General features: G+C 44.2%; 16 protein-coding genes. 11 read left to right on the plus strand and 5 right to left on the minus strand.

The features are described 5' to 3' along the window. Positions 1-82 precede the first annotated feature (82 nt). Complete coding sequence (locus tag MRK00_11060) at positions 83-694, minus strand: arylesterase (protein MDR4517911.1); 612 nt, start codon at positions 692-694, stop codon at positions 83-85. A gap of 465 nt (positions 695-1,159) precedes the next feature. Between MRK00_11060 and MRK00_11065 the strand changes: the two genes are divergently transcribed. The 7 genes from MRK00_11065 to MRK00_11095 all read left to right on the plus strand — a co-directional run bounded on the left by MRK00_11065 (position 1,160) and on the right by MRK00_11095 (position 8,434). Beyond that, a complete protein-coding gene (locus MRK00_11065) occupies positions 1,160-1,822 on the plus strand; it encodes a toll/interleukin-1 receptor domain-containing protein (protein MDR4517912.1) in 663 nt (220 codons plus the stop codon). Positions 1,823-1,937: 115 nt separating this feature from the next. Continuing rightward, on the plus strand, positions 1,938-3,470 hold the full coding sequence (gene istA, locus MRK00_11070) for an IS21 family transposase (protein MDR4517913.1): 1,533 nt from the start codon (positions 1,938-1,940) through the stop codon (positions 3,468-3,470). Next, complete coding sequence (istB, locus tag MRK00_11075; GenBank protein ID MDR4517914.1) at positions 3,463-4,290, plus strand: IS21-like element helper ATPase IstB; 828 nt, start codon at positions 3,463-3,465, stop codon at positions 4,288-4,290. Before istA ends, istB begins: the two co-directional genes overlap by 8 nt. Before the next feature lie 154 nt (positions 4,291-4,444). Then, positions 4,445-5,008 carry a hypothetical protein gene (locus MRK00_11080; GenBank protein MDR4517915.1) on the plus strand — a complete coding sequence of 188 codons (564 nt, stop codon included), beginning with the start codon at positions 4,445-4,447 and terminating at the stop codon, positions 5,006-5,008. Between the two features lie 142 nt (positions 5,009-5,150). Then, positions 5,151-6,176: a hypothetical protein gene (locus MRK00_11085; GenBank protein MDR4517916.1), complete on the plus strand. Its 1,026-nt coding sequence runs from the start codon at positions 5,151-5,153 to the stop codon at positions 6,174-6,176. Further along, the gene (locus tag MRK00_11090; GenBank protein ID MDR4517917.1) at positions 6,176-6,610 is read left to right on the plus strand and encodes a type II toxin-antitoxin system death-on-curing family toxin; all 435 of its coding nucleotides are present in this window, start codon (positions 6,176-6,178) and stop codon (positions 6,608-6,610) included. The genes MRK00_11085 and MRK00_11090 overlap by 1 nt, the downstream gene beginning before the upstream one ends. 57 nt (positions 6,611-6,667) lie before the next feature. After that, a complete protein-coding gene (locus tag MRK00_11095) occupies positions 6,668-8,434 on the plus strand; it encodes a DUF262 domain-containing protein (protein ID MDR4517918.1) in 1,767 nt (588 codons plus the stop codon). Positions 8,435-8,463: 29 nt separating this feature from the next. Here MRK00_11095 and MRK00_11100 read toward each other — a convergent pair whose 3' ends face one another. After that, on the minus strand, positions 8,464-9,369 hold the full coding sequence (locus tag MRK00_11100; protein MDR4517919.1) for a site-specific integrase: 906 nt from the start codon (positions 9,367-9,369) through the stop codon (positions 8,464-8,466). Positions 9,370-9,467: 98 nt separating this feature from the next. Between MRK00_11100 and MRK00_11105 the strand changes: the two genes are divergently transcribed. Beyond that, entirely contained in the window at positions 9,468-10,679 is a 1,212-nt protein-coding gene (locus MRK00_11105) for an IS256 family transposase (protein MDR4517920.1), read from the plus strand. Positions 10,680-10,715: 36 nt separating this feature from the next. Here MRK00_11105 and MRK00_11110 read toward each other — a convergent pair whose 3' ends face one another. Beyond that, positions 10,716-11,135 carry an Arm DNA-binding domain-containing protein gene (locus MRK00_11110; protein MDR4517921.1) on the minus strand — a complete coding sequence of 140 codons (420 nt, stop codon included), beginning with the start codon at positions 11,133-11,135 and terminating at the stop codon, positions 10,716-10,718. 309 nt (positions 11,136-11,444) lie between these two features. Here MRK00_11110 and MRK00_11115 point away from each other — a divergent pair, with 309 nt between their 5' ends. Then, positions 11,445-12,671, plus strand: a complete 1,227-nt coding sequence (locus tag MRK00_11115) for a tyrosine-type recombinase/integrase (protein MDR4517922.1) — start codon at positions 11,445-11,447, stop codon at positions 12,669-12,671. A gap of 8 nt (positions 12,672-12,679) precedes the next feature. On the opposite strand, the gene MRK00_11120 is transcribed toward MRK00_11115, so the two are convergent. Then, positions 12,680-13,348 (minus strand): hypothetical protein, encoded by a 669-nt coding sequence (locus MRK00_11120; GenBank protein ID MDR4517923.1) that lies wholly within the window; start codon positions 13,346-13,348, stop codon positions 12,680-12,682. A 485-nt stretch (positions 13,349-13,833) separates the two neighbouring features. On the opposite strand from MRK00_11120, the gene MRK00_11125 reads away from it, so the two are divergent. Beyond that, entirely contained in the window at positions 13,834-14,016 is a 183-nt protein-coding gene (locus MRK00_11125; GenBank protein ID MDR4517924.1) for an AlpA family phage regulatory protein, read from the plus strand. A 219-nt stretch (positions 14,017-14,235) separates the two neighbouring features. Further along, entirely contained in the window at positions 14,236-15,480 is a 1,245-nt protein-coding gene (locus tag MRK00_11130) for a phage/plasmid replication protein, II/X family (protein MDR4517925.1), read from the plus strand. A 144-nt stretch (positions 15,481-15,624) separates the two neighbouring features. Here the strand turns inward: MRK00_11130 and MRK00_11135 are convergent, their stop codons facing one another. Further along, positions 15,625-16,515 (minus strand): hypothetical protein, encoded by an 891-nt coding sequence (locus MRK00_11135; protein ID MDR4517926.1) that lies wholly within the window; start codon positions 16,513-16,515, stop codon positions 15,625-15,627. Between the last annotated feature and the right edge of the window lie 214 nt (positions 16,516-16,729).

Consider the following 16,729-nt stretch of genomic DNA (forward strand, 5'->3'; position numbering starts at 1 on the left):
CACATGGTATGGTCAGCCTTGATCAGTGAACTGTTCATGCCGGTTTAGTGTAGCCACATCACATCATCGAGTCCGCCATCGCTTAAATGGCCCCGTTCTTTTGCAAGAGCAAATAGATCGAATCAGCCATCAAAGCATATCCACGTGCGTTCGGATGAATCAAATCTGATTTTAAGGCATTATCAGCCAACACTTTTGGCACAATTTCACGCTCAATCGGTAAATTGTATTCGGCAGCGATTTGGTCGTAAATGTCCAGGCTTTCAAGGAAGATTCCCGGCTTTGGAACACCGATTAGCACGACACTTATCTCACGGCTGATCGCTTCGTCAATCATGGCTCTGAGGTTCTTCTCTAATTCATTCTTGCCCAGCTTGCGTATCATGTCATTGCCGCCATGGCATAAAAGCAGTAATGTCGGCTGGTGTTTGTCCAGCAAGGTGGGAAGGCGTTTCAGACCGTTTTCGCTAATTTCACCCGGTACGCCCGCATTAATAACGGTACGCTGTAATTTTTCTGCCAGCAGGCTCGGATAATTCTGTGCTGGCGGCGCACCATTGCCGGCGGTGAGACTGTCGCCATAGGCCAGGATAACTGCATTAGTGGATAATACGGGCAATCCCGGTTGCTTGTCAGAACAAGCTGATAAAATCAGGAAAGCAATGAAAATAAATAATATTCTTTGTCTAGTCATCTGTTTTGAATGCCTTTGCATATTTTCGCGGAGGTTGTGAGAAAAGTAATGGTTTATCCGGTAACTTTGTTTGCTCTACTAACAATGGCGGCAAGTGATGGATAGACTTAATATTAACGGCAAATCTTAGCGGCTATTACTTCCATTGAATTAGCAAAAAGTGCGAGTTATTTTTAGCTCGGCAAGACGGAATTCAAGCCGAATCAGATGGTGAGGTGCTGTATGAGGGACAGCAGATAGGATCACAGCTTTAGAGTTACCGCTATAAACTTGCGGATGTACGTGGATAATAAAACACCGGAATGGCCAACAAAATCAATCAAAAACCCGCTGTTACGCGGGTTTTATGGGTTTCTTTGGGGCGACCGCTACCTGAACATATATCAAGCGTCGATGTTATACTGCTACAGCAGTTCGCTTACCGTACATTGATTACCATTACGCGAAGAAAGATTTTTATTTTTCATGGCAAACAATAACAATTCATTATCCTCAAATCAGCAGGTATTCATCAGCTATAGCCGCGCAGACCGTGAAGCATGTATCCAGTTGCGTTCCGAGCTGGAAAAATCAGGGTTCAGCGTATTTCGTGATGAAGATGATATTTACCCCGGTGATCAATGGGTAAGCGAACTGGAAAAGGCGCTGGAGCACTGCACTGCGTTTGTGCTGTTGATTGGTAAAGATGGTGTGCAGCGCTGGGTGAGTGCGGAATATCATGTGGCATTGCGGCGGCATTACGCAAAAGCTGAAGATATGAGGCCACTGTCAATTTTTCCGATCTTACTGGAAGATGCTTCAGCGGCATCAATACCATCGTTTCTGAAGTCATTTCAAGCGATCCACTGGAATTTTCCCGAACCGCTACCGCACAAGTTACTCGAAGCCATCAAACCCCACCCGGTTGGCAACAGCATCGCCTTATTCGACGGTTGTCCTTTTTTGGGTTTGAGTACCTTTGGCAGGAAGGATGCACCATTATTTTTTGGCCGCCGGCAGGAAGCACTGAAGGCACTGGAAGGCCTGGGTGATCAACAGCTTATTCATCCGGATAAGTATCAGCGCACCAGTGGCGAGCAATACTTCCGCTGGTTGCAGATTGCAGGCAACAGCGGTTCGTGTAAATAGCGGAGTAAAAATGTACCACTGAAGCGCACAAGATTTTGCGAATATCGCGGAATAAAAGTGTGCCAGTCTGATGCCTGTAAGCTGATGCGTTTAGCACCAAGTGAAAGGCGAAAGGATGTATTCAGTGGAACTATATGTAAAAATACGACGGGCGGTGATGGTTGAAGGCAAAAGCGAGCGAGAAGTCGCGCGTTATTTTGGTATTCACCGCGAGACTGTTAAGAAGATGTGTCAATATGCGGTACCGCCAGGTTACCGGCGCAAGAGTTCTCCTGCTTCACCAAAGCTAGCCGCTTTCACTGGCATTATAGATGCCATTCTTGAAGCTGATAAAACAGTTCATCCCAAACAACGTCATACGGCAACCCGGATATTGGAGCGATTGCGCGATGAACATGGATTCACTGGCGGCTATACCATTGTGCGTAATTATGTTTATAAAGCCAAGATTCAGCAGAAGGAGATGTTTATGCCGCTGGTCCATTTACCTGGCCACGCTCAGGTAGACTTTGGCGAAGCTGACGGTTATATTGGTGGCAAGCTGGTACGGTTTCATTATTTCTGTCTTGATCTGCCACATTCGGACGGCTGCTTTGTCAAAGCCTATCCGACGGAAGATACCGAATCCTTTCTGGATGGGCATGTTGCTGCATTTGCGTTTTTAGGTGGTGTGCCGCAATCTATTTTATATGACAATACCAGGCTCGCCGTCGCTAAAATACTGGGTGATGGCAAGCGTAAGCGGACTAAAGCATTCAGTGAACTGCAAAGTCATTATCTGTTTGAAGACAAATTTGGACGTCCAGGGCGGGGTAATGATAAAGGCAATGTTGAAGGCATGGTTGGTTTCAATCGTCGCCATTTCATGGTGCCGTTGCCGATAGCTGATAATTTTGATGCCTTGAACACCAGGTTGCTGGACGGTTGTATCAAACGCCAACAAGCTAAGCTACGTGGGCAAACTGAAACCATTGCTGAGCGTATGAAGCGTGATGCTGCTGCACTCATGGCATTGCCTGCAGCTGAGTTTGATGCATGCCACAAGATTTCGACTCGTGTATCTTCTCTGTCTCTGGTGCGCTATCGAACCAACGACTACTCGGTACCCACTCAGTACGGTCATCGGGAAGTGCTGGTCAAAGGTTACGTTGATCATGTTGATATTTGTCTGGGTGCGGACACCATTGCACGACATCAACGCAGCTATGGCCGGGAAGAATTCATCTATAACCCGCTGCATTATTTGGCATTGCTGGAACAAAAGCCGCGCGCATTGGATCAGGCGGCGCCCCTCCAGGATTGGGTGCTGCCCGAAGTATTTGATCGTTTGCGCCGATTGCTTGAAGCGCGGTTGGAACGGCGTGGTCGCAAGGAATATATCCAGGTTTTGCGGCTACTGGAGAATTTTAGCCAAGCGCAAGTTGAACATGCGATAAAAAAAGCGATTGATTTGGGTTCAATTGGATTTGACGCGATCAAGCATCTGATTCTGTGTGCAATTGAACAACGGCCAGCGAAACTCGATCTGACGTGTTACCCCTATCTACCCAATGCCAATGTACTACCCACCGAACCTAGGACGTACTTAAGCCTGTTGCAAATATCCGAAGCAACTCAAAAACCTGTAATGGAGAGTCATTATGAATGAAACATCGATTTCCACGACAGTTACACCACAGGTTTTGCTGGAGAATCATTTCAAGGCATTGAAGCTTTCGACCTTTGCTCGTGAATATGAGAAGGTTGCAATCGAATGCGCAAATGAAGGTGTTGATTACGCGCGTTACTTATTACGGTTATGTGAGCTTGAGCGTATCGACCGTGAGCGACGCAATACTGAGCGGCGTATACGTATGGCAAAATTCCCGGTGATTAAAAGCCTGGATACCTTCGATTTCACTGCAATTCCAGAATTGAATAAATCGTTGGTATTAGAGCTGATGCGCTGCGAATGGATTGACAAGCGTGAAAATGTCATTGCATTGGGGCCTTCGGGCGTTGGCAAAACGCATACAGCGTTAGCTTTAGGGCTGGCCGCTTGTCAGAAAGGTTTGAGCGTTGTCTTTAAGACGGCCGCAGCTTTGGTACATGAATTGATGGAAGCGCGTGATGAGAAACGGTTGCGTCTATTGCAAAAACAGCTGGCTAACACCAAATTGTTGATCATCGACGAACTGGGTTATGTGCCATTTACTGCAGTAGGCGCAGAGCTCTTGTTTGAAGTGTTTAGTCGCCGTTACGAACATGGCGCCACCCTGGTCACATCGAATTTACCGTTTGACGAATGGACAAGTGTTCTGGGGTCAGAACGATTGACCGGCGCACTGCTGGATCGTTTGACCCACCATGTCCATATCCTGGAAATGAATGGTGAATCGTATCGCCTGGCTGCAAGTAAGAAGCGACAAAAACAATCAATGAATTCCACACTTATAGGAAAGGAGAACACCAAAAAAAATAATGAGTAGTTGGGGAATACACTGCGCTTTATTTCAACCCCGGAATATAAAAAATAAAAGCGCTAAACCCGAGGATTAATTCCTCTTTTTTATTAACTTTACTGGTACACTTTTAACGCGCTATCTGGTACATTTTTGCTCCGCTATTGACAATCTTTCTTATGTGAAAGTGGGTAAAAAAACGCCACTGACATTAGCACATTTTGGTTTTGATCGTGACGGGTCAATACTCGACGATAACCTACTGCCAAACAATCTGACTGCTGAATGGCGCGAGGATAATGCGAATGCAGACAAATCATTCCCGAGTTATGCGCGGATGCTCAAACATCACGGCATGGAAGAAGGTGAAAGCCGCTATTCCTGGACAGTTGATTTTACAGCGCGGCGAGCAAAAGCGCGTGAAGCGATGCAGCCATTATTGGATGAAGCCACGCAAATTAAAGCAACTGTGATTGACTTGAAAGAGAAGCTTAAACGCTTAAAAAAAGAGCAGGCGGGTACTGCTGAACTGGAAACCCAGATCAGAGATAAAGAAAAAGCCATCCGGGAACTGGAGAACAAGGCCGCCGATCTTGATGCTGCTGTATTTGACCTGAAAGCCGTTAATCCTAATGCCGTTGCAAAAATCGACAGCCGCACACCGCAGCAGATTATCCAGAATATTGAAACACAAGGACGCATCATTTCAGAAGCATTAACCAAGCTTAATACACTGTTAAATTAGTATTTGTTAAAAAACAAGGAAGAATTGATATGGCAATCTGGTTAGTCCGTACCGGTGCTCATAGAGATAGCGAACAAAAACTGATTTATATTTTTGAAGATAAGATCAAAACCACCACCAACCGTGTCTGGGGGGAAGTCTCATGAGCAAAGACCTGACCAATTCAACCATCGACCGGCAGAATATTCTCAATAATCCTTATGCCGTGGCAGAAATTGAGAAAGCTGCAGGCATACAGGGGGTTGTGTTTGAAGGGAAGACGGTGTTACTCAAGGAGCAGGTCGCGGCGTTCTTCGAAGTAACGCTTCGTACGATTGAAAATTATCTTGAGCAGCATGCTCGGGAATTATTGCATAACGGTTATGAGGTATTGAAGGGTAACCGACTGAAATCATTTAAAGAAGTTATCAAGGAGCGGCATGTTCCCGAAATTGATTTCGGGAACATCAGCAAGACGCCACAACTGGGTATTTTTGATTTTCGTGCATTTCTCAATCTTGCGATGCTGATCTCAGAAAGCGAACGGGCGAAATTGTTGCGCCAGGCGATACTCGATATTGTTATTGATACCATTAACCAGCGCACCGGCGGCGGCACCAAGTACATTAACCAGCGTGATGAAGATTTTTTGCATTCCGCGTTTGTCGAGGAAAATTATCGCAAGCAATTCACCGATGCGCTGAAGGACTGCGTGGCAATGGGAAACTTCAAGTATGCGGTTTATACCGACAAGATTTATGTCAGCATTTTCCGTGAAAAAGCGAATGAGTACCGTAAAATTTTAAAGCTTGATAACCGGGACAACGTTCGCGCCACTTTTTATGCAGAAGTGCTTGATCTGATTGCTGCCTATGAAAGTGGTTTTGGCGACATGCTGCAAAAACGAGCGGTACTAGAAGGACGCAAGTTAACAATTAGTGAAGTCGATAGTCTGTTCAAAACGTTTGAATCGCAGGCGCACTGGAAACCGTTGATCGAAAAAGCACGTGTGAAGATGGCCAGCCGTGATCTGGCGTTCCGGGATGCATTGCATCTACAGCTCAAGGAATACGTCACACCGGTGCAGCGCGAGGATTACGAACGTTTTCTTGGGGAGAAAAGCAAAGAACTGACTGAACGGCTGGAAGAAGCCAAGGATGTCATGAAACGCCTGAAGGAGCGGGAATAGTGGCATTGTTCTACCTGAGCCTGGAACAAGCCATCGAGATTCATGCAAAAACAGTGGAAGTAAGCGGCGGCGGTACGCTGGGACATCTGGATCTCGGCAAACTGGAGAGCGTGCTGCAAAATATTCAAAACGATGACTATTACCCGACATTCGAAGACAAACTGACACATTTGTTTTTCAGCGCCTGCAAATTTCACTGTTTTCAAGACGGTAATAAACGGATTGCGATAACGCTATGTGCGCAAATATTGCTGTTCAACGGTTATATGTACTGCACCAGCAGTTTTCTGCGAGAAATGGAGAACATCAGCTACCATGTTGCCGCCGGTAGAATCGATAAAGCGCTGTTACAGGAAATCATCACTGCGCATTTGCTGGAAGAAGAAAGCGACGAGTCGCTTAAGCTGAAGATATTGAATGCGATTTCAGAATGAAAAGATAATTTGGGTTCAAGTAATAAGTGCAATTAGTGAAAGGTTATCGGTGAATATATGAGCGAATTAAAAACATGTTTCAAACGCGTTGATTACGATCTTGCAGGTTTACTGCATTACATTGACATTGGCGACATCGGTTTACCTGACATTCAGCGTCCTTTTGTGTGGTCTAACGCGAAAGTCCGTGATTTATTTGATTCGATGTATAGAGGTTTTCCTGTTGGTTATTTGTTGTTCTGGGCTAACCAGGCTGTACAAGGCGTTAAGCAGATTGGAACCGGTGACAAGGTGCATCATGTACCGTCATTGCTCATTGTGGATGGTCAACAGCGCCTTACCTCGCTTTACGCAGTATTTCGCGGCCAAACGGTACTCGATGAAGACTATCAGGAGCGGCGGATTGAAGTAGCTTTTCGACCGCGTGATAGTAAGTTTGATGTGGCCGATGCTGCGATTCGCCGTGATCCGGAGTGGATTGCAAATATTTCTGAAATCTGGTCATCCGGCAAATCAAGCAGAAAGCTGGTAAATGATTTTATTCAACGGCTATCCGAGAAAGCGCCTTTAACTGAAGATGAAGAGGAAGCAATATCTCATAACCTTGATCGCCTGTTTGATTTGCAAATATTTCCTTTCACGGCATTGGAAATTGCGCCATCAGTTGATGAAGAACAGGTCGCAGATATTTTTGTACGCATCAATAGTGAAGGCGTGAAGTTAAACCAGGCAGACTTTATTCTGACTTTGTTATCTGTTTTTTGGGATACAGGGCGCAAGGCACTTGAAGATTTTTGCCGACAATCCCGCAAAATACCCAATCAAGGCAGCGGTGCTTCGCCGTTTAACTATTTCATACAACCAGATCCTGACCAATTGCTCAGAGTATCTATTGCCTACGGCTTCTGGCGCGGTCGGCTCAAAAGTGTTTATCAGGTGTTACGCGGCAAGGACATGGATACTGGCGAGTTTTCGGCTGATAAACGCGAATCCCAGTTTAAAGTGCTGCAGGCGGCGCAGGTTGAAGTGTTGAATATCACAAACTGGCATCAGTTTCTAAGCAGTCTTGTAGGTGCCGGTTTCCGTGGTGGTCAAATGATCTCCTCTAAGAATGCGTTGCTCTATGCTTATGCCTTTTACTTGATAGGAAAAAAACGCTTTAATGTTGCTGAACATATCTTGCAACGCCTAATTGGCCGCTGGTTTTTCTTCAGTTCTTTGACTGGAAGATATAGCAATTCACCAGAATCGGCAATGGATAGTGACTTGAACCGAGTGCGTGTGGCGAAGGATGGTGATCTATTTATCAATGTTTTGGAAGATATAATGGTTTCGGAGTTGACGAATGATTTTTGGGGAATAACACTTCCTGCCAATTTGGAGAGTTCATCAGCCAGGAATCCCGAGTTGTTCGCCTACATAGCTGCACAGAACAAACTATCGGCCCCAGTTCTTTTCTCGCACAAAAAAGTGCCTGAATTACTCGATCCATCACTAAAAGCAAATAAAAAACCATTAGAACGCCATCATCTTTTCCCGAGAGCCTGGCTGGAAAGACAAGGCATCAGTGATCTGAAAATAATCAATCAGCAAGCCAACTTTGCACTCATCGAATGGCCTGACAACATCAATATTAGCGATACAGCTCCAGAAGATTATGTACCGAAAATTCGACCTCGCTTTAGTGATGAAGCTTGGGAATCGATGCATGTATATCATGCATTACCTAAAGATTGGGAAGTGTTGCCATACCAAGATTTCCTTCAGCAACGGCGGAAATTTATGGCCGCAATTATTCGGCGTGGCTTTGATTCATTGAAATAGACGATATGCAAACATAGGCAAGTTGACTATCAAACAGCTTTGGCTTTAAGTGGAATGATTGCCGCACCCTGTTGCGCAGCAGCAAGCTGTTTTCCCCACCAGTCGAATAACTGGATGCGTTTTTCAAATCGTTCACCCCGGTCATAAGCTCGTGCGACTTCGTTGTCATGCGCGTGATCGAGTGCCAGTTCGACAACATCGCGTTCAAAGTTGTTGTCTTTTGCCAGTGTAGAAAATGAGCTGCGCCAGCCATGTGGAACATGTATGCCTCTTAATTTCAGGGTAACACGGTACATTTTCTCGATGGCTTCACAGCCGATATGTTTGTTTCCAGCAGGTGAAGGGAAAACAAAACCTTTTTTGCCGTAAATCGCTTGCCATTGTTTCAGTTCCGAAACAATTTCATAGGATAAAGGAACGCGATGATCTATGAAACGGGTTTTGACCTTCATTTTTGGCCGTGGAATTGTCCAAACGGGTTGCTCGCTTTCCAGATCGAATTCTTTCCATTCGGCTGTGATAACGTTGTCGATACGCATAGCAGTGAACGCAATTAAACGATGCGCCATACGTACCGATGGTGAGGTTCTTGCCATATCCGCACGGCGTAATACATCGCCCAGTGAAACAAAATCTAACAAGGCTGGCATTCTTCCGCTATCTTTTTTGCGCGGCAGAATTTCACGAGCAGGTAGAGCAGGATTATCGCGGCACAAGCCTTTTGCCTGCGCATAACGAAATACCCCATTTGTGTGCTGCAAGATACGCGTGGCGGTTTCAAATACGTCACGCTTATGAATGTCTTCTATTGTTTTTGCCACGATCGCCGGTGTAATGCTTGCAACAGGAAGTTTACCCAGTAGCGGATAAATGTCACGTTCAAATGCTCTGACTGACTTGGTGAAATGTCCCTCACTCCATTCCCGTTGTTTCATGGCAAACCATTGCGCTGCTATGGCTTCAAATGTGTTTTCGCGGGAGTATTAGAAATTCTGTGTCATTCCTTTAGTATTAAATTTTATAGGAGTGACGAATGAACAAGACTACAGTGCAATTTGATTTTGAAGAAGCCTTGGAATCCTTGAAAGCGGGGCGGAATTTGAATGGAAAAGATGGCATATTAACGCCATTGATCAAACAACTCACTGAAGCTGCATTGGCGGCGGAACTTGAACAGCATATCAAATCCGGGGATGAACAGAACCGGAAGAATGGCACGACGCCAAAGACTGTAAAATCAGCATCAGGTAGTTTTCAACTGGAAACACCCAGAGACCGCAACGGTACATTTGAACCTCAGTTGGTTAAAAAGCATCAGACTCATCTTACCGATGAAATCGAACGCAAAATTCTATCGTTATTTGCGTTGGGCTCCAGCTATCAGGATATCTCTGGGCATATTGCCGAGATATACGGCATTGACGTTTCATCGGCGACGATCAGTGCAGTCACTGACAAGCTTATTCCGGAGCTTAGGGAATGGCAGCAACGGCCATTGGATAGTCACTATCCGTTCGTGTGGCTGGATGCCATACATCACAAAGTGAAAGACGATGGCCGGTATGTCAGCAAGGCAGTTTATACCGTACTTGGCTTAAACATTGAAGGAAAGAAGGAAGTACTAGGGTTGTATGTATCGGAAAGCGAAGGCGCCCGGTTTTGGCTTTCCGTACTGACAGATTTAAATAACCGTGGCGTACAGGATATCCTTATTGCCGCCGTTGATGGACTCGTGGGTTTTCCTGAGGCAATCAACAGTATTTTTCCAGAAACCGAGGTTCAGTTATGCATTATTCATCAAATCCGCAATTCGATGAAATATGTGGCGTCAAAAAATCAAAAAGCATTCATGGCTGACCTGAAACCGGTATACAAAGCGCCGACCATTGATGCAGCTGAAGATGCGCTTGATGCATTGGAAGCCAAATGGGGAAAACAGTATCCCATCGTGATTCAATCCTGGCGCAACAAATGGGAAAATTTATCGGTATACTTCAAATATCCTGAACCGATACGCCGTGTGATTTATACAACCAACACCATTGAGGCCGTACATCGCCAATTTCGCAAACTGACAAAAACCAAAGGTGGATTTCCGAATGAAAACAGTCTGTTGAAATTATTGTATGTTGGTATCAAAAACGCCAGCAAAAAATGGACAATGCCAATACTAAACTGGAATTTGACATTATCCCAGCTTGCGATATATTTTGAGGGGCGTTTGGATGCGGCGCTGGATTTATGAATTTAATACAGATTTTTATGTCACCGCTGAAACTGGTTAGCGTATCGACACGAATTGTGTCGATCGGTCACCGGTTTCAGTGGTCAACAAGCGAAGCGCGTTAGGTGATTGGCAAACTGACACAGAATTTTGAACACCCTCGTTTTCGCTGGCCGAGCTGGATTCGGCGCGGTTAATGCGGCGTTGTGTAACCGGATCTTTATTTTCCCGGAGCAGTGCCTTGACTTCTGCCAGATCGGTGCGCGCGGCAGCCAAAGAAATAGCAGGATAACTGCCAATTGAATATGTTTTTTCCTTTCCATCGATACGGTATTTGATGCGCCAGACTGCGCCACCCGCAGGTGTAATAAAGAGATACAGGCCACCTCCGTCTGAAAGCTTTCTGCCATGCGCCTTTTGAGCAGCGAATGCTTTGCAGGCCTTATCTGTCAACCTTCCGCCGATACCCCCAGCCATAATAATTTCTCCTGTTCGATTAATCGAAATACCCCTAGTGATACCCCCAATACAGATGGATTTTACAGGATTCAGTGAAATTATACTGGATAATAGAGCTGTTGAAATATAAATAAAAACACCGTCTCTAGGACGGTGTTGGATGTTACTGTGGGTATTAATGGTGGAGACGGCGTCTGCCGATTTGAAGTGCCAGATAGTTCCAATAAGTATTATTTTAATCTGTTAATCAATAACATATAAATAATAGTTGTTTCAAGTTGCCTCCTACGATATCATTAAATCTCAGTTATATTGATGGGAGCAATGATGGGAAAGATAAAACTCCCTTTATCTGCACTTGCAGTAAAGAAGCTTACTAAAGTACCAGGTATGCACGCTGTCGGTGGAGTGCAAGGTTTATATCTTTGCGTTAGTACGAATCCGCGATCAACGAGTTCAATTCCTGCTTTCGGAACCTCATGGATATATCGTTACTCACTCGGTGGTCGTCGTAGAGATATGGGATTAGGAAGTTTTTCAGATTTTTCATTAGAAGAAGCCCGCCATAAAGCAACTAATTATCGTAAACAAGTTTTACAGGGTATTGACCCAATTGATAACAAGCGGCAACAAACAGATGCCAATAAAAAAGCACATGTCAAACGAGTAACCTTTCAGCATTGCGTTAACAGTTATCTGGATGCGCATGGAGATTCATGGAGAAATGCAAAACATAGAGCAACTTGGAGAAGTTCCTTAGAAACCTATGCTGGCCCTGTGATTGGAAACATAAATGTTGCAATGGTTGATGCGGGCTTGATCATGCAAATCCTGGAACCGATCTGGAAAACCAAGACAGAAACAGCCAGCCGGTTGCGTGGGCGCATTGAAAGCGTTCTGGATTGGGCGACTGTCAGAGGATTTCGTGAGGGTGATAATCCTGCCAGGTGGAAAGGACACTTGGATAAATTGTTGCCTTCTCCCTCTAAAGTAGCAAAGGTAAAACATTTCACAGCGTTACCATATAAAGACGCTCCCCAATTTATGCAGCAATTACGTGAACAACAAGGTATAGGTGCTGCTGCACTTGAGTTCGCGATCTTAACCGCCACTCGATCCGGTGAAGTCCGCGGTGCCTTGTGGTCTGAAATCAATCTGGATGAACGCATATGGGTGATTCCAGGCGATCGGATGAAAGCAGGACGTGAACACAGAATACCATTGACTGATGCGGCGATGGTGATCATCGAAAAGATGCAGCAACATCATGTCTCGGATTATGTTTTTCCAGGCACCAAGAATGACAAACCGTTATCCGATATGAGTCTGACAGCAGTGCTAAGAAGAATGGAACGTGGCGACTTGACTGCACATGGTTTCAGATCAACATTCCGCGATTGGGCAAGCGAAACAACAGCTTACCCTCGGGAAGTCTGTGAAATGGCACTCGCACACACCATCACCAATAAAGTAGAAGCAGCCTATCGTCGAGGTGACCTGTTCGATAAACGAAAGGCTCTGATGAATGAATGGGCGCGGTATCTGGCAATTTAGTTGTTTTTCTAGACTTCTACAACCAATGCCCTGTTTTGATCTTTGCTGCTACATATGGTCTTTTTTGTATTACTTCTAGGTCTGTAACATGGCGTTTCTTCAGTTATTTGAGGACGCTTCCTACTTGAACATATACACACAACCCACTCTGTAAAGTCTGAATAATAAGTTTCATCGGATTTCGTTAAAACGTGAAGTTTGTACCTGTAGCCAGTATATGTGTCTATGCTGCGTTTCTTTTTTCCTTTTAGTTTTTGATTGTTACTAATTCTGCTGTTGCTTAATCCTTCCCTTGCCGCAAAAGATTTGGCTGTATCTAAAGAAACACGTCGATTGGATTTTGCCTGATATTTTTTAATTGTAATGTCGCTGGCATCTTCCAGTATTGTAGGCATCCATAAACTCCTCGGTTTTTTACGCCCTATAAAGCCCGCACGCTTTATTTTGGTTTCTAAATTGTTTATTTCAGATTTAATGGCATTCCATCTGGGGCTAGCAGGAACCATATAAATATATTTCATCGGGCTGCGATCGAAATCACGTTCCATTTCATAAACGCGAATACTTTTAGTTTCCGCAAATTTCTTCCATTTGTTTCTGGCAGCATTTACTTCCTCAATCAGCGCATTTTTTCTGCGTGAAGTAGCCTTCTCGGTTGCAAGATCATTTTTAACCATAACAAAACCCAGAGTTCATTTAAAAAATAACACGGACAATTTGGTGACCAATTTGCTAACAATCTCATCATTGCTTAATGAATTAGAAATCACCTATTGATTAAGATTTCCATACGTCATTTTTCTATTAATTCTTAAAATTTTTCTATTACTTCCAATCAAATTTTCTATTGATCAAGAAGTTTTCTATTACCTCCGGGTCATTTCTATTAATTCGTATTTTTCTATTAATTTTTAGTTTTCTATTAATTCAGCACCAATTCTATTAACCAGAATTTTTCTATTAACTGAAAGCTTTTCTATTAATTCTTGGTTTTTCTATTAAACGCAATCCATTTTTATCAATTGCATGCCGGTAACGACAAAAAATTGAAGTTTGTAAAGAGCCTGCGCAACGCCAAAAAACATTTTGAAAGTGATTTTGGTTTTGCGTAGCGGGATGAGTATTTCAACCCATTGATAACTTCTTTATAAGGATGCTTTTTATGAAAAAAGTACTGCGCATGCGTGATGTGATAGCAAAGCTGGGTTTGTCCAGATCAACCATTCATAGATTACAGAAAGCGGGACAATTTGTACCAGCAGTCCAGCTTTCAAGCCGAGCCGTTGGTTTCTATGAAGACGACTTGGATGAATGGTTAGAAAAACGCTTGCAATCTACTGAGTAAATAAAGCAACAACCGCTGCTTTTTGTGGCGGTTAGTTAAATGCCAATTTGTCATGGTTAGAAAACGGGTAGCCAATTTCGCGCTGTGACAAATTGTCACTCGAAAGAAATTAAATCTTGAATGATCCAGGTGGTTTTAGGTTTTCTGTAAGGGACTGTAACACATATCTATATAGCTCAATTTAACACCGCCATGGGTCAAATAATTTTGGAGGGCATTATGCCTAATAGCAAAAGAAACAAAACTATAACATCTAAATCCAGAACGTCGAACGAGGCCAAACTGGCCAAATCCACAACCAAAACGGTTACCGGAAAAAGGACAGATAGGCCTGTGTCGAATAAAACAAGGAGGCCAAAAACGGGCAGGCTAAAAACTAGCCGGAAAGTAAGTTCTGGCCAAAATAATGTTTGCGAACCCAAGCTGACCGTTAATATTGACACCATTGAAATCATAGTCAATGGGGATAAAGATGAGTGTTTCAATATTCCTGGTGCCAAAACGGCCAGGGTTATGAGTAGTGACGGCGAAAACATGAGCTCTTACCAAAATAGAGTACCTATCCCTGGCAAACATGGTATCCACGCACTACACGTTAGAACCATGAAAAATGGCAAGGAACTCCATATAGAAGGATCGCCGTTTGCTCACAGATATGGACAAAATGTCTATACCGCATCGAATATGCGTGGAGCCGCGCATATATGTTTGAGGCGTGCGTGTACTAAATTAGGTCTCAAAACAGAAGCCGAACAACGAGAAATATGGGCAAAAGGTGACATTACCCTGAAACGTGTCGATCTGGCCGTTAATTACAGGCTCAAATCTGAGTCGGAAGTTTTGACCGTTCTTTGCCAAGTCAAACGTCAAATGATTGAACGACCAGGAACTATCCGAATCAATGACGCAACGGTGACCCTATCGCCGCGTGATGGTAAGGAGTTTTCTATTGCCTTATATGCTAAAGGGCCACAAATAAGAAAAGAGAGTCGTTTCAGAAAGTTGCCATATTCGGGTAAATTGCTTGAACACTGTAAACCCATACTCCGGGTTGAACTTAGACTGCGGGCCAGTGAGTTACGCAAACTAGGACTCGATAAACTTGGTGCCTGGGAGCGCGATACTGCCGAGAAAGTGTTTGCTCAGTATATTGGCAAACGGCTTGATTTCTTGTCCGTTACTTCCGGGCCTGTTACGGACGAAGAATTGGCTGATTTGCCTAGCCGGTTGCGTCCTGTGTTGGGACTGCATAAAGCAGGTGTTGAGTTAAAGCCTTTCTTTGGCGAACGTACGCTTAGGCGTCACCACAGTGATTTCAAGAAAAGGGGTATCGATTTGAGGTGCCCGAATCAGGAGAACAATGCTGTTAGGCCTCTGGCGCAGCTGTTGTCGAAAGATGCGGCGATAAAATCAGCGCCGAAGTGGATGATAGATGCCGGATTGGTGCGACCGGCTACGAAGTAGGCCTATCTGATTAGCGTCGGGTCATGGCAAAATAAGTCATGGCCCGTCACTCATTGTAATGGCGGCAAACTGCAAGAATCAGAGCCGACCTGAGCCAGTAAAAAATTAGCAGATCTGCTAATTTCCCCTTCACACCGGAAACAATCATAGCCCTTGTGTATCAAAGACCGCACCCAGTGCTTTTTCCAGAGATGCGGCAGTGGAAATACTTTTAAAGGCCGAAGCGCTATGGCTATTATTTCGCAGGTATTCTTGTAAACACGTAATCGTGGCCCATATTTTTTTGCCCCTCTTATTATCTGCAACACGTTTTGTGTCTTTTTTAAAGGTATTCATTCTACCTAATGCTGTTAAATTCGGCGTTCTTAGATCAAGATGGTGTGACCAGAATTGCTCGAGGTCAAGGTCAATGATGTTGTTAAACGTGTAGAGGCCTAATTTTTTGATTTCGTTAATACCAGCGAACCTTTTTTCAATATGGACGCAGGCAGTAGCATTATCTGTTTTTGAGGGTTTGTCACCATACATTACCAGCCGTTCTTTATCGTCTGTTGGCGTGAAATAACGGGTCTGGCAAATGCAGACGTTTTTACAGCCACATACGGCTCCTTCTTTTCCGGCCAGTTTAAAATGGAACTCACTTTCGACCAACGATTCCGGTTTTCGATTAAAGACAAGGTGTCTATCAAAGAAATACTGTAATCGGCGCAATATCCCCTTATTTGGCACCAAGAAGTCAATTGCAAACTCGATGTAGTTGATCGCATAATCCCCGGTAACAATGTCCTTTAATGTGGCGATGGTTTCATAACTGGGCTGAAATAACTCTATTTTTTTATCCAAGTGTTCATGGTGGGAAAGTGTTTTAAACGCCACCGTATTCTTTTTGTTGGAAACCGTTATGGCATCTAATTTAGCTTTGTGAGTTCGGGCGTCCGTATAGAAATGTAATCGATCAACATAACAGATTATCCGGATACCATACTGGGCCATTGCATTTTGCATGATTGGCGCAATGAGGTCTTTGTTTGCCATTTATCTGGTTCCTGTTTTAAGTGGGTCGGGATGGCATTCGGAACAGCCAGCTCTTATGATTAATATATTAACAATCAGAATGTTATAATCACGGGTCAGGTGCGTTTCAATAGCTCCTTAAGGCCCACAGACACCGCCGTTCCTATAAACGGGCAATTTTGGCCCATTTCTAAATGTATACTTTTCATTAAATTAGCTAGCCCCTCAACCAATC

The sequence above is a fragment of the Nitrosomonas sp. genome (assembly GCA_031316255.1).
Classification (GTDB): domain Bacteria; phylum Pseudomonadota; class Gammaproteobacteria; order Burkholderiales; family Nitrosomonadaceae; genus Nitrosomonas.